This window comes from Serratia surfactantfaciens, from assembly GCF_001642805.2.
Classification (GTDB): domain Bacteria; phylum Pseudomonadota; class Gammaproteobacteria; order Enterobacterales; family Enterobacteriaceae; genus Serratia; species Serratia surfactantfaciens.
In genome coordinates, this window is sequence record NZ_CP016948.1 from 703003 (window position 1) to 716774 (window position 13772).

Genomic DNA, 13772 nt, shown 5'->3' on the forward strand with positions numbered 1-13772 from the left:
AAGGGAAAGGGGATGAGAGAAAGTCCGGAGTGGCTAAGACTTTTTCCTAGTTAGTCGGCGGTTTGTGGCAAATTTGTGGGCAGGTTAACAATTACCCGCGTGCCGCAATGCGTTTCCAGCGTCAGCTCGCCGCCCAGCGCGCTGACCCGCTCGCGCATCCCCTGAATGCCGAGGCCGGGCAGCTTGTCCGCGCGGATGCCGATGCCGTTGTCCCGCACCTCGAGGTGCAAAAGCGGCCCCTGTTGATACAAGACGATGGCGACCTCGCTGGCTTCGGCGTGTTTGCACACGTTGTTGAGCAGCTCTTGCAGCAGCCGGTAGAGGGTGAAGCGCACCGTTTCGCCGGCGGGCGTGTCGCTCAGCCGGTAATCGAAACGGCAGTGGATGCCCCGTTCGGCAAAGGCGAATTCGTTCAGCAGGTGGTGCAGCGCCTCTTTGAACGCCAGCTCGTCCAGCGCGGGCGGCCGAAGCTGGCGCAGCAGCTGGCGCGTGGAGTGATGAATGCGCCGGGCGAGCTCGCCTATCTGGTGCGCGGCGGCCTGGGTTTGCGCCGGATCGCGCGCCCGTTTGACCAGCTGCGACTGGATTTGAATCGCGGTGATGTTCTGGCCGATTTCATCGTGCAGCTCGCGCGCCAGGTTTTTCCGCGTGTCTTCTTCGGCGTGGATCAGTTTTTCGGTCAGCGCCTGCCGCGCCGCCAGCTCCTCTTCCAGGCGTCGCCGATAGTGGTGCAGGTTTTGCGCCAGGTGCTGCTGGCGGCTGATGGCGATGCCCAGGCCGATGCCGAGCAGCGCCTGCGTCGCCAGAAAGATCTCCAGCTCGACCAGATTGCCGAACCCTCCGCCGACCTGCCGGGCGAGGGTGATCATCATGCTGCCGAGCAGGCCGGACAATACGCCGCCCTGCCAGCCGAACTTCCACGCCATCACCACATTCGGCAGAAACACCACGATCAGCAGCAGGCGTTCGATTTCCGGCGACAGCACCATCTGCGTGCCGATGCCGATAACGAAAAACAGGCTGCACCAGATGATTAAGGACGCGCGCAGCGGCGGGTTGGTGGTGTCCAGCCCCAGCAGATGGTAACGGTGCTGCTGGTGCAGAAATTCAAAGATCAGGTAGACGAACGGGGTCAGCAAGACGCCGCCGGTAAACGACGCCAGGCCGAGCAGCATCGCCGGGTTTGGCACTAATGGCGTAAGCAGGGCGGTATTGAGCAGCGAGGCGGCGGTCACCGCAGCCAGCAGCAGCGTCAGCCGCTGCCAGTAGAGCGGAAAACGGCACCAGACTCGTTGCGCGAGCGCCGCCGGGATCAGGGTGATAAACGGTGCGGCCAGCAGGCCGTAGCCGCTCAGCAGGCGCTCGCTGTGCAGCCAGAGCAGCAGCAGCACCGGAGGTACCAACAAGGCGGGCCAATAGCGGCGCGCCAGCAGGATCAGCAGTGCGAGATAGACGCCGTGCGGCAGAAACAGCGCCGCCTGATTGCCGTTGTGGGTCAGATAGAAACCGAGCGTCCACAGCGCTAGCCAGCCGCTGCCCCAGGCCAACAGGATAAACAGCGAGATAACCCAGGGGCGGAAGCGGGGCGACATCAATGCCCCGCCAGCAGCTGATGGTCGAGGGCGAAATGCACCAGCTCGATGGTGCTGTTGCACTGCAGCTTACCCAGGACGTTGGCGCGATGCACGTGCACCGTTTTGTGGCTGAGATCGAGCTTGAAAGCGATCTCTTTGACGCTGTCACCCCTGACCAACAGATCGAAGACCTCGCGCTCACGCGGGGTCAAGGCTTCCAGCGCCGTGTTCGGTTGCTCGCCGCCGCGCAGCGCCCGCAGCGCGTCGGCGCACAGGTAATGGCCGCCCATATTGACGGAGCGTACTGCCTGCACCAGTTCTTCCGGCCCGCAGCGTTTGGTCAGATAGCCGCTGGCACCGGCATCCAGCGCGCTCTGCACGAAGGTGGGAGAGTCATAGATGCTGAGGATGATCGCGCGGAACTGCGGCTTGTGCGCCCGCAGGCGCTTCAACAGGTTCAGGCCGTTTTCATCCGGCATGGCGATGTCCATCACCGCGACGCTGACGTCTTCGCGCAGCAATGCCGGCCAGGCCGCCGCCGCGCTGCTGTATTGCCCCACCACGTCGAGATCGTCCTCGAGGCTGAGCAACTGGGCAAAGCCGGAGCGCACCACCACATGGTCATCCACCAGTATCACACGGATCATTTTTCGCACTCTGCTGCCGAATCATGACCCTATGATGCCTGCCGCCGCGGGGCTGGCAATCAGCCAAGCGCGGTTATGCAATCGATGTAACAGAATCGTAATAAAAGGGCGCCGCCGGCGCCGTTAACGATCCATATCGAAGGCGAAGTGCCGCCACAGAGCGGCGCGCCGTTCCTCTTCCGAATGCAGCGTCGTTTCGTGGCGCTGGTGATCTTCGGTCACGATTAGCTTCATGTCGCTGAGGGTGACCCGGCCGTGGTCCGTCGGCCGTGAACATACCAGACGTTGGGTGAAGTGCGACTGCGGCGAGGTGCTGTGGAAGTGGCACATCTCGTCGAACTCATGCAATTCGCGCGGCTGAACGGTAAAGCGATACAGCGTTTTGGCATGCGAACGCTGGTCGCCGTTGCGGCGCTCCAGCAGGTAATACTCGCCTTCCCGCTCCAGGTGGAAGGTGCCGCTGGCCTGCGGTTGCGGCTCGGCGACGACGATCTTCAGCGGCGTCAGGAAGGAATCGCCGAAACCGACGTCCACCAGCCAGGCCTGGTCCGCCAGATCCACCCGCAGCGCCAGATGGTCGTAGCGCGGGCCGAAATGGCCGTCGCGCTCGCGGATCTCGCCGGAGATGAAGCTCACCTTGAAGCCGAGCTCTCGCAGCAGTAGGGCGAACAGCGTGTTCAACTCATAACAGAAACCGCCGCGGTTACGCTCGACCACCTTGCTGAACAGCGCCTCCGGCGCCAGCTGAATGCCCTGATGATAAATAATGCTCAGGTTCTCGAACGGGACGCTCAGCATGTGGCGATGGTGCAGCTGTTGCAGCGTGGGGAGGTCAGGGCGGGCGACGCCGGTAAAGCCGATATGCTGCAGGTAGCGTTGGGTATCCACAGGGTGTCTCGCATGAGAAAAAGTAGGCATAAAATAGCGGGCTTTGCGGCTTTTGTGAGCGCATTACGTGCTGCGCTGTCGCTGCTGCCGCAAACTGTCACTGGTCGGCGCTAGCCTGTTCCCCGGAGTTCAACATTGCAGGAGAACGGCTATGCAAGATTTCAAACATCGGGTGGCGCTGGTGACCGGCGCTTCCACCGGCATCGGCGAAGCGATCGCCGCCGAGCTGTTTCGGCGCGGAGCCACGGTGGTGATGACCGGCCGCCACGCCGCGCCTCTCGCCGCCGCCGCCGCGCGGCTCGATCCCGACGGTCGACGGGTGATGACGTTGCGGATGGACGTGCGCGATGCGCCGTCGGTGCAGCAGGGCATTGAAGAGACGGTGCGGCGCTACGGCGCGCTGCATCTGCTGGTCAACAACGCCGGGATCACCGGCCCGCACGAGGTGGGTATCGATCGGTACGCGGTCGACGATTGGCATGAGGTGATTGCCACCTGCCTGAGCGGCACGTTTTTCGGCATGAAGTACGGCCTGCCGGCGATCGTCGCCGGCGGCGGCGGGGCGGTGGTGAACCTCTCTTCCGCCAACGGGGTGGTGGGCATTGCCGGGATCGCGCCCTATACTGCCGCCAAACATGGCGTGCTGGGCTTGACGCGCTCGGCGGCGCTGGAATTCGCCACGCGCGGCGTACGCGTCAACGCCGTCGGGCCGGGCTATGTGGATACGCCGGCGATGGGGGCACTGCCAGCGTCGGCGCGGGCGCAGATGGCCGCTTCGCACCCGATGGGGAGAATGGCGACGCGGGAAGAGGTGGCGAAAACAGTGGCCTTTCTGCTTTCGGACCACAGCAGTTTCACCACCGGCGCGTTCTACAGTATCGACGGCGGTTATACCGCGTGCTGAGCCAGCGTCTGCAGCCAGGCCAGAAACGCCGCCGCGCCGGGCTTTTCCAGCGTGCGCGCCGGGTAAACCACGTAGTAGGGTTTGCTGAGCGGCAGCGCCGGTTCGGCCAACGTGACCAGCCGGCCTGCCGCCAGTTCGCGGGCGATCAGCCGCCGCTGGCCGAGCAGCACCCCGCGCCCTTGCACGGCGGCGTCGATGGCCAGTGAAGTCAGGTTATAGGTCAGCCCGCGCCGCGGTGGCGGCATGCGATCGGCGGCGGTGAACCACTCGTGCCATCCCGGCAGAAACTGGCTCTCCTTGCCCCAGTCAACGTGGAGAAGCGGCTGCTGCGTCCAGTCGCCGCGATCGCGCAGCGCCGGGCTGCACACCGGCTGTACCCGATCCTGAAACAGCCGCGCTTTTTCCAGCAGCGGGTAATCCTGATCGCCGAAGCACAGGGCGAAGTCCGCCGCCGAATGGGCGAAATCGACCGCCGCATGGGTGGCGTGCAGCCGCAGATCGCCGTCGGGGTATTGCGCCAGCCAGGCGTCCAGCGCCGGGTTCAGCCACTTGGAGGCCAACGCCGGCAGGGCGAACACCGTCAGCGCCTGCTTGCCGCGCTGGCGTTCGACGTGCTGCTGCGCCACACGCAGCGTTTCAAACGCTTCCTGAACATATGCCAGGTAGTCCGCGCCCTGTTCGGTCAGCGTGACGCCGCTTTTGGCGCGGATGAACAGCGTGATGCCCAGATGCTGTTCGAGCTGGCGGATCTGCTGGCTGACGGCGGCGGCGGTCAATGCCAGCGCATCCGCCGCGCGGGCCAGGCTGCCGGTGCGGGCGGCGGTTTCGAACGCCAGAATGGCGCTCAGTTTGGGCAGGCGAGCGCGAGACGGTGAGTGCATGGGCAGGGTTATCGCTAAGAATTGGTTAACTTATCCATAACGTATTTTTGTTATGGCGGCAATGCGCCATTCGCTACAGTGAGAGGCATCCGGCTATCGCACTCGAGGGGAACGTCATGCCGCAACTTGCCGATATTATCGATCTGTCCGCCCATCCCATTGGCGACGCCGCGTTTCGCGCCCGCTGCAGGCAAACGCTGGAGAGCGCAGGCGCGCTGGTGCTGCCGGGATTTTTGCGCGACGCCGCGCTGGCGACGGTGCGGCTGGAAGGCGCCGAACAGCACCATGCGGCGTTTTACGCCACCAGCAAGCACAACGTGTATCTGCGGCCGCAGGACGACGCGCTGCCGGCCGATCACGCGCGCAACCGGCTGGTGGTGTCGTCCAAGGGCTGCATTACCGACGAGGATATTCCGCCGCAGTCGCCGCTGCGCGCGCTGTACGATGCCCCGGCGTTTCGCGAGTTCCTTTGTGCGGTGCTGGATGAGGCGCAGCTCTATCCCTACGCCGATCGGCTGTCGTCGATCAACCTGCATTACGCGCGCGCCGGCCAGGAGTTGGGTTGGCACTTCGATAACTCATCGTTCGCCATCACGCTGCTGATCCAGAAACCGGCGGCGGGCGGGCGTTTCGAATATGTGGAGAAGCTGCGCGACGCCGACCGCGGCGAGATGAACTATGCCGGGGTTGCGCAGGTGCTGGACGGGGAACGAGCAGCCAAGCGGCTGGCGATCGAGGAGGGGGATCTGGTGCTGTTTCGCGGGCGCAATGCCCTGCACCGGGTGACGCCGACCGAAGGCGACGCTACGCGCATGCTGGTGGTGCTGGCCTACAATGCGCAGCCGGGCGTGATGCTGTCGGAAAGCGCTCGAATGACGTTTTACGGCCGGTTATAACGGATAAAAAAACCGCCCCGGAGGGCGGCTTGTCGATTTAGCGTTGGCTCTGTTCTTCGTGAGCCTGCTGTTCCAGTTTCACTTCCTGCGCCCGTTTGCGCAGGCCGAACCAGCCCAGCGTCAGCAGCACCGCCAACACCGGAATGGTGGCGATGGTCCAGGTGCCGTTCGGGTAGTCGAACGCCATCATCACCACCACGGTCAGCAGGAACGCCAGCGTCAGCCAGGAGGTGAACGGCGCGCCCGGCATTCTGAACGAGACAGGCTGAGCGCGGCCTTCGCGGATGGCTTTGCGCAGGCGCATCTGGCAAACGATGATAAACGCCCAGGAGGCGATAATGCCCAGCGAAGCGATGTTCAGCACGATCTCGAATACCCGCGACGGCACCAGATAGTTGAGCACCACGCCGATCACGTAGATGCCGCAGGTGACCAGAATGCCGGCGTAAGGCACCTGTTGGCTGCTCATCTTGGCCATCAGCTTCGGCGCGGAGCCACCCATCGCCAGCGAGCGCAGGATGCGGCCGGTGGAGTAGAGGCCGGAGTTGAGGCTGGAGAGCGCGGCGGTCAATACCACGATGTTCATCACGGTGCCGATATAAGGCACGCCCAGCTTGCTGAAGAAGGTGACGAACGGGCTTTGGCCGGCCTGATAGGCATTCCACGGCAGCAGCAGCACCAGCAGCACCACGGAGCCGACGTAGAACAGACCGATGCGCCAGATCACGCTGTTGATCGCTTTGGGCATCATTTTGGCCGGATCCTTACACTCGCCGGCGGCAGTGCCGATCAGCTCAATGCCGGCGAAGGCGAAGATCACCCCTTGCACCAGCACCAGCGCGGGCAGCAGGCCGTGCGGGAACATGCCGCCGTTTTCGGTGATCAGATGCAGACCGGTGGTATTGCCCGCCACCGGAGTGCCGGTACCGAGGAACACCACACCCACAATCAGGAACAGCGCGATGGCGGCCACTTTGATCAGCGCGAACCAGAACTCCATTTCGGCGAACCATTTCACGCCGATCATGTTCATGGTGGCGACGATGCCGAGCGCGCCGAGGGCGAACAGCCATTGCGGCACGTCGGCGAAGGTGCCCCAGTAGTGCATGTACAGCGCCACCGCGGTGATGTCGACAATGCCGGTCATCGCCCAGTTGAGGAAGTACATCCAGCCGGCGACGTAAGAGGCTTTTTCGCCGAGAAACTCGCGGGCGTAAGAAACGAAGCTGCCGCTGGAAGGCCGATGCAGCACCAGTTCGCCCAATGCGCGCAGAATGAAGAAAGAGAAGATCCCGCAGACCAGATAGACCAGCGCCAGGGCCGGCCCGGCCAGCTCGAGACGGCCGCCGGTACCGAGGAACAACCCGGTGCCGATCGAACCGCCGATGGCGATCATTTGGATCTGCCGCTTACCCATGCTTTTGTGGTAACCGGATTCATGGGAGTCCAGCCAGCGTCTTCTGGCGGCGTGTTTGTCATCCGCCGACTTGTTTTGTGAGTGCATTATCCGTCCTGTTTACCTGTCTGTGATTAACTCCGCCCTGAGCTGCAGAGCAATCGATTGCCATCAGCAATCGTAATGAGAATGAGGTCGTGGCATCATTCCGCTGTTTATTGTGTATACAGCCGCCGTTAAATAACGGCGTGGCATGCTACCGTTTCCCGTTAAATGTGGCAAAAAAACCTGTGTGCAAATAGTGATCAAGTGTGTTTGTTTTTTAAACTGAAAACAAAAGCGCATATTATTCAGTAAGATGAGTCTCATTATCAACACGGAAATATCGAACGATAAAAGTGATTGAAATCACAGAATAATAATTACCTCGCAAATTAAAGGGATTTGGCGGTTATTTGGCTCGGAGGAGAAGGGGGGGAAAAATAAAGCGGTGGCGCCTGCGCAGCGATGGGCGTGCGCAGGCGAATAGGACGAGGGTTATTCTCAGGCGGATTCACCGGCCGGCAAAGCCGAAGCCGGCAGGCCGAATAGCTTGTCGAACGCCCAGTTAAACAGGAAGGTGTAGCAAGGAATGATGACGATCAGCGCCATATCCAGCAGCAGCGCTTGCCACAGCGTGATGCCCATCCACCAGGCGATCAGCGGGATCAGATACACCACCAGCGTCAGCTGAAACCCGACCGCGTGCAAAATGCGGCGCTTGAGGGTGCGGGCGCGCGATGCCTGGCGGCTCTCCCACCACTCGAATAAGTAGTTGTAAATGAAGTTCCAGCTGACGGCGATAGTGGTGATCACCACCGCCAGCGGTCCGGTGCTGGTCGGCGCGTGGCCCGACAGCAGCGCCAGCCCCAGCGCCGAGATCGTCATGCCGATGATTTCATAAGCGGTGACATACACCAGTTTGCGTTTGACGCCCTGCATTGTTTTCTCCCGATCTGTTTTTAGTTGCCTCTGCGGCGACGGCGGCTAAGATAACGTCAATCACATTGATAGAAAAAGTCAGGAGCTATCAGTTTTACTGATAGATTGAACGATGAATTTTTCCAGCGACAACATCGAGCTGTTTCTGGCGGTGCTCGATCGCGGTTCGTTTTCCGCCGCCGCCCGCGCGCTGCGGCGCGTGCCTTCCGCCGTCAGCATGGGCATCGCCAACATGGAGGCGGAGCTCGGTTTTGCCTTGTTCGACCGTTCTCACCGCGAACCGACGCCGACCGCGCTGGCCCTGGCCCTGGCGCCGCATGCCCGACTGATCGCCGGGCAGCTCAAGCAGCTGCAGGTGCACGCCATCGAACTGTCCCAGGGGCTGGAGAGCACGCTTTCGATCGGCGTGGCGTCGGATATCAACGGCGCCGGGCTGCTGGCGGCGGTGAAAACGCTGTCGCAGCGTTATCCGCTGCTGAACATCGAAGTGCTCAGCGCGCCGCAGGACGACGTGTTGCACATGTTGCACCAGGGGCGCATCGGCGTTTGCCTGGCGTTCGGCGGGCTGAACGTCAACAGCGCGGAACAGTTCCACTTCGTCGGCGCGGAATCGCTGGTGGCGATGTTGTCGCCGCAGCATCCGGCGCTGGACGGCGCTGCGGGCGAGCTGTTTCTCGAGGATCTGGTCAACGTGCGACAGATCATGGTGGCCAGCCGTGACCTGCCGATCGGCGATCTGCGTCCGCAGGTGGCGGAGGCTTACTGGCGCACCGATAGCCTGCCGATGGCGCTGAATATGGTGGAAGCGGGGCTGGGGTGGGGGAATTTCCCGCTGTCGCTGGCCGAGCCGCTGCTGGCGCAGGGCCGGCTGGTGCGGCTGAAATTCAAAAATACCAAGAACGAGCTGCGCTTGCCGATGCATTTGATCTGGCAGAAGAACCGCCCGCTGGACAAGGCGGCGCGCGAGCTGGTGGCGCTGATGCGCGCGGCGCCGCAGAAAAGCTGACGCCGGGTGCGCTTGCTCACTCCGCGTGACGTTTGCGCCACCAGAAGCGCACCAGCAGAATGGCGGCGATCGCCAGCGCGACAAACAGCAGGCTGGAGAGTTTTTTGTCGAAGCCGGTAACGAAGCTTTCGATCGCCTGGCCGCCAAAATAGCCGAGCATGACGAAGATCGTCGCCCAGAGAATGGCGCCGAGGATGTTAAGCGGCACGAAGCGCGAGGGCGGCAGGCGGCTGGCGCCGATCAGCACCGGGCCGATGATGCGGAAACCGTACATAAAGCGCACCCCGATAACGAACAGCATCGGGTGGCGGGCGATCAGCTTTCTGGCGCGCGCGATGCGCTTTTCCTGCCCTTTAAGGCGTGAGATCACCCGGCCTTCGAACCGGCGGCCGGTGAAGAACAGCAGCTGATCCCCCAGCGTGCCGCCGAGCGCCACCACCGCAATCACCCACGGCCAGTGCAGCAGCCCTTCGTGGGCGGCGATGCCGCCCAGCAGCGTGATGGTCTCCCCCTCAGCCAGGCAGCCGATAAACAACGCCCAGTAGCCGTAGTCCGTAATGTAGTGGGCCAAATCGGTCATTCCTTACTCCTTATGTGACTGACGCATAAGGGCAAGTATACGCCCGATCGCTAGCCTTGGGCGATCTGGGCCACCAATGCTCTGCGCCGCTGCAGGCTTTCCGCCATCTGCGCCTGCACTCTGGCGTAAATATGCGGCGGGGCCAGCTCCGGCGTGCCGCCCGCGAACGGTGGCGCCGGGGCGTATTCCAGATAGAGCTGGATCATCTGGGCGGTGTCTTCGCCGTGCAGTTCGGCGATCAGCGCCAGCGCGAAGTCGATACCGGCGGTGACGCCGCCGCCGCTGATCACGTGGCCGTCGCGTTCCACGCGCGCTGCGCTCGGCACGGCACCGAACAGCTTCAAGCTGTCGCGCATCGACCAGTGGCAGGCGGCGCGTTTGCCTTGCAGCAGACCGGCGGCGGCCAGGATCAGCGAACCGGTGCATACCGAGGTCAGGTAGCGGGCATCGGCGCCCAGCCGACGGATCTGCTGCATGAACGCCTGATCCTGCAGCGCCTGCGTGCAGCCGCTGCCGCCCGGCACGCACAGCACGTCGCAGCGCGCGATCTCCGGCAGCGGGCGCAGCTGGGTGAAGTGCAAGCCTTCAGACTCGACATCTGCGCCGTCTACCGAGGCGACGATGATTTCCGCGCCCGGCATGTGGCGCAAAAACTGCAGCGGGCCGGTAAAGTCGAGCTGAGTGACGCCTTGATAGATGGGAAATACAATCACTAATGGTTCAGACATGATATTCGCCTCATTTTTATCGTTGGACCTGGGTCATAATAGCCGCCCTGTTTTTGGCTGATATGACAGATAACCCTCAAAAAGCGCCATCATGAAAACGATCGGTTTTGTGGTTTTTCCCGGTTTTAACCTGCTGGATTTTGCCGGGCCGCTGGCGGCGTTCGATAACGTCAACCAGTTCACTGACCCGCCGGCTTACCGCTGTGTGGCGATCTCGCCGCAGGGCGGCATGGTCGCCAGCTCGGCCGGGGTGGCGATCGCCACGCAGCCGTGCGGCGACGAGCGTTTTGATACGCTGGTGGTGGCCGGCGGCAGCGGCAATGTGATGGCGGCGCAGTCACCGGCGTTGGCGGCGTTTCTGACGGCCCACAGCCGGCGAGCGCGGCGCATCGCCAGCGTGTGCACCGGGGCGTTTATTCTGGCGGCCTGCGGTTTGCTGGACGGCAAACGCGCCACCACCCACTGGTATCACGCGGCGCGCTTGCAGCAGAACTACCCGCGCATTCGCGTCGACAGCAACCGCATTTTCATCCGTGACGGCGATATCTGGACTTCGGCGGGCATCAGCGCCGGCATCGATCTGGCGCTGGCGCTGATCGAGGACGATCTCGGCGCTACGATAGCGGCGGGCGTGGCGCGGCAGCTGGTGGTGTACCACCGTCGCCCCGGCGGGCAGTCGCAATATTCTCTGTTGCTGGCGTTGAATCCGCCGTCGGATCGCATGCGCGCCGCGCTGTCGTACGCGCGCGAGCACTTGCATCTGCCGCTGTCGGTGGCGGATCTGGCCGACGCCGCCTGCCTGAGCGAGCGGCAGTTCGGCCGGTTGTTCCGTGCTGAAACCGGGCAGACGCCGGCCAAGGTGATCGAGCAGCTGCGGGTCGAGGCGGCCAGGGTGCGCATCGAAGAGAGCGCCGAGCCGCTGGAAGCGATCGCCCGTTCGGTGGGGTTCAGCGATCCGGAACGCATGAGGCGGGCGTTTATCCGCGTATTTGGCCTGTCGCCGCAGGCGATCCGCCGGCTCGGCCGCGCGGTATAACTTTTTTGCCACGCCTGGCGGCGGGGCACACCAGAGGAGCAACGGATGTATCAGGATTTTGACAGTGAATTGAACTGGGCGATGCGCCATATGCCGCGCACCCGGGCGGCGGTGGCGGCACTGCCGGACCTGCACGGGGTGCGGTTGGCGTGCAATATGCACCTGGATCTGAAAATGGCGCCGCTGGTGGCCGGCCTGCTGGATAAGGGCGCGGCGATCTTCCTGACTACCTGCAATCCCACCACGGTGCAGAACGACGTGGTGGCCTGGCTGGAACGGCGGGGGGCGCAGGCCTATGCCTGGCGCGACATGAACGCCAGCGAGTGGTCGGAATCTTTCGATCGCGCGCTGGACTGGCAGCCGACCCACCTGTGCGAAATGGGGGCGGATCTGACCACCCGTCTGCACCAATCGCCGAACGGCCCGCAGATCGTCGCCGGGCTGGAAGCCACCGGATCGGGCATCAGCCGGTTAAACGGCGTGGCGCCGCGTTACCCAATCTTCAATTGGGACGATCTGCCGGTGAAAGAGGGGTTGCATAACCGGCACATGGTTGGGCTGACCGCCTGGCACACCTTCTTCCAGACCACCCATTTGACGCTGCACGAAAAGCGCGTGCTGGTGATCGGCTACGGCTTGGTCGGGCAGGGAACGGCGGCGGCGGCCAGGGCTTACGGCGGCCAGGTGATGGTGGCGGAAATCGACCCGGCGCGCGCGCTGCAGGCGCGTTATGACGGCTGGCAGGTGGTGGATCTGGCGAGCGCGGTCGCTCAGGCGGACGTTATCGCCACGGCGACCGGCGCGAAAAACGTGCTCTCGGCGCAGCATCTGCAACAGTCGCAGGACGGCGTGTTTATCCTCAACGTCGGCCACGTGGCGGAAGAGATCGACGTCGGCTTCCTGAAAAGCCTGCCGCACCACGAGCCGATGCCTTATGTAAATGCTTACCAACTCAATGAGAAGACGGTCTATTTGCTGGCCAATGGCTCGATGTTCAACCTGACCGCCGGCTATGGCGATAGCCTCAACGCCTTCGACGTGACGTTGGCGGTCATGGCGGCCGGCATCGGCCATATCGTCGGTGCAGGGGCGCGGCAAACGCCGGGGCTGTACCTGCTGCCGCAATCGGCGTGGCAGCCGGCGCTGTAACTTTTTCTACGCGGGCGCTCATCCCAGAGCGCCCGCGGGCTGTACCGTTTTTCGGCCGACAGAATTTGTCACAAATCCGCCCTACAATCCCAGTGCCAAGCGCAGCACCCTCACATATAATTCGCTGAGTTCAAGCCCCCATTTCAGAGTAATGCCTGTGAAAATACGTGTTTTGGTTCTGACCCTGCTCGCTTTGCAGGCGGGCGCAGGCTTTGCGCCGCGCGCGCTGGCCAGCGACAACGCCGCCGCTCTGCACGCCACCCAGCCGGAGCTGGCTTCCGGCAGCGCGATGGTCGTCGATATGCAAACCCATAAAGTGATGTATGCGCGCAACCCGGATGAAGTGGTGCCGATCGCCTCGATTACCAAGCTGATGACCGCCATGGTCACGCTGGACGCACACCTGCCGCTCGACGAGATGTTGTCGGTGGATATCCACCAGACGCCGGAGATGAAAGGGGTCTATTCGCGGGTGCGGCTGAACAGCGAAATCAGCCGCAAGGATATGCTGCTGCTGGCGCTGATGTCGTCGGAAAACCGCGCCGCCGCCAGCCTGGCGCACCACTATCCGGGCGGCTACAACGCCTTTATCAAAGCGATGAACGCCAAGGCCAGGGCGCTCGGCATGACCAATACCCATTACGTCGAACCGACCGGGCTCTCTATCCACAACGTGTCGACGGCGCGCGATCTGACCAAGCTGCTGATCGCCACCAAGCAATATCCGTTGATCGGCCAGCTCAGCACCACCACCGAGCGCATGGCCAGCTTCAAGGATCCCAACTACACGCTGCCGTTCCGCAACACCAACCACCTGGTGTACAACCCGAAATGGAATATTCAGCTGACCAAGACCGGTTTCACCAATCAGGCGGGACACTGCCTGGCGATGCGCACCGTGATCGGCAACCGTTCTGTGTCGCTGGTGGTGCTGGACGCCTTCGGCAAATATACCCACTTCGCCGATGCCAACCGGCTGCGCAGCTGGATTGAGACCGGCAAGGTGACGCCGATCCCGGCCGCCGCCCGCGACTATCGCCGCCAAAAAGACGCCAGCCTGGCGAAAAACGCCACCGAATGACCCGCCTGGCGGCCTGCCCGTTGGC

14 protein-coding genes are annotated in these 13772 nt (G+C 63.0%); 6 read left to right on the forward strand and 8 right to left on the reverse strand.

The annotated features are described in order from the left end of the window. Window positions 1-50: 50 nt before the first annotated feature. The 3 genes from ATE40_RS03330 to ATE40_RS03340 form a co-directional block, all read right to left on the reverse strand. Entirely contained in the window at window positions 51-1592 is a 1542-nt protein-coding gene (locus tag ATE40_RS03330; protein ID WP_063918944.1) for an MASE1 domain-containing sensor histidine kinase, read from the reverse strand. After that, complete coding sequence (locus tag ATE40_RS03335; protein WP_063918945.1) at window positions 1592-2221, reverse strand: response regulator transcription factor; 630 nt, start codon at window positions 2219-2221, stop codon at window positions 1592-1594. The genes ATE40_RS03330 and ATE40_RS03335 overlap by 1 nt, the downstream gene beginning before the upstream one ends. 123 nt (window positions 2222-2344) lie before the next feature. Continuing rightward, window positions 2345-3109, reverse strand: a complete 765-nt coding sequence (locus tag ATE40_RS03340; protein WP_063918946.1) for an arylamine N-acetyltransferase family protein — start codon at window positions 3107-3109, stop codon at window positions 2345-2347. A 151-nt stretch (window positions 3110-3260) separates the two neighbouring features. Between ATE40_RS03340 and ATE40_RS03345 the strand changes: the two genes are divergently transcribed. Beyond that, window positions 3261-4013 carry an SDR family NAD(P)-dependent oxidoreductase gene (locus tag ATE40_RS03345; protein ID WP_019453967.1) on the forward strand — a complete coding sequence of 251 codons (753 nt, stop codon included), beginning with the start codon at window positions 3261-3263 and terminating at the stop codon, window positions 4011-4013. Here the strand turns inward: ATE40_RS03345 and ATE40_RS03350 are convergent. Beyond that, entirely contained in the window at window positions 3998-4894 is an 897-nt protein-coding gene (locus tag ATE40_RS03350; protein WP_019453966.1) for a LysR substrate-binding domain-containing protein, read from the reverse strand. The genes ATE40_RS03345 and ATE40_RS03350 overlap by 16 nt on opposite strands. Before the next feature lie 116 nt (window positions 4895-5010). Between ATE40_RS03350 and ATE40_RS03355 the strand changes: the two genes are divergently transcribed. Continuing rightward, a complete protein-coding gene (locus ATE40_RS03355) occupies window positions 5011-5790 on the forward strand; it encodes a HalD/BesD family halogenase (RefSeq protein ID WP_019453965.1) in 780 nt (259 codons plus the stop codon). A 37-nt stretch (window positions 5791-5827) separates the two neighbouring features. Here the strand turns inward: ATE40_RS03355 and ansP are convergent, their stop codons facing one another. Together ansP and ATE40_RS03365 are read right to left on the reverse strand one after the other, a co-directional pair. After that, entirely contained in the window at window positions 5828-7294 is a 1467-nt protein-coding gene (ansP, locus tag ATE40_RS03360; protein WP_019453964.1) for an L-asparagine permease, read from the reverse strand. 435 nt (window positions 7295-7729) lie between these two features. Further along, window positions 7730-8167 carry a PACE efflux transporter gene (locus ATE40_RS03365; RefSeq protein ID WP_019453963.1) on the reverse strand — a complete coding sequence of 146 codons (438 nt, stop codon included), beginning with the start codon at window positions 8165-8167 and terminating at the stop codon, window positions 7730-7732. Window positions 8168-8279: 112 nt separating this feature from the next. Between ATE40_RS03365 and ATE40_RS03370 the strand changes: the two genes are divergently transcribed. Continuing rightward, on the forward strand, window positions 8280-9173 hold the full coding sequence (locus ATE40_RS03370) for a LysR family transcriptional regulator (RefSeq protein ID WP_019453962.1): 894 nt from the start codon (window positions 8280-8282) through the stop codon (window positions 9171-9173). Window positions 9174-9189: 16 nt separating this feature from the next. Here the strand turns inward: ATE40_RS03370 and ATE40_RS03375 are convergent, their stop codons facing one another. Both ATE40_RS03375 and ATE40_RS03380 read right to left on the reverse strand, forming a co-directional pair. Continuing rightward, window positions 9190-9753 (reverse strand): DedA family protein, encoded by a 564-nt coding sequence (locus ATE40_RS03375; RefSeq protein WP_063918947.1) that lies wholly within the window; start codon window positions 9751-9753, stop codon window positions 9190-9192. Between the two features lie 50 nt (window positions 9754-9803). Then, complete coding sequence (locus ATE40_RS03380) at window positions 9804-10481, reverse strand: DJ-1/PfpI family protein (RefSeq protein WP_019453960.1); 678 nt, start codon at window positions 10479-10481, stop codon at window positions 9804-9806. A 91-nt stretch (window positions 10482-10572) separates the two neighbouring features. Here ATE40_RS03380 and ATE40_RS03385 point away from each other — a divergent pair, with 91 nt between their 5' ends. From ATE40_RS03385 to pbpG, 3 genes are all read left to right on the forward strand, one after another. Next, complete coding sequence (locus tag ATE40_RS03385) at window positions 10573-11517, forward strand: GlxA family transcriptional regulator (protein WP_063918948.1); 945 nt, start codon at window positions 10573-10575, stop codon at window positions 11515-11517. A gap of 45 nt (window positions 11518-11562) precedes the next feature. Beyond that, window positions 11563-12666, forward strand: coding sequence for an adenosylhomocysteinase (locus ATE40_RS03390; protein ID WP_019453958.1), 1104 nt, complete (start codon window positions 11563-11565; stop codon window positions 12664-12666). A 151-nt stretch (window positions 12667-12817) separates the two neighbouring features. Next, complete coding sequence (gene pbpG, locus ATE40_RS03395) at window positions 12818-13747, forward strand: D-alanyl-D-alanine endopeptidase (protein WP_025160019.1); 930 nt, start codon at window positions 12818-12820, stop codon at window positions 13745-13747. The last annotated feature ends 25 nt before the right edge of the window (window positions 13748-13772 follow it).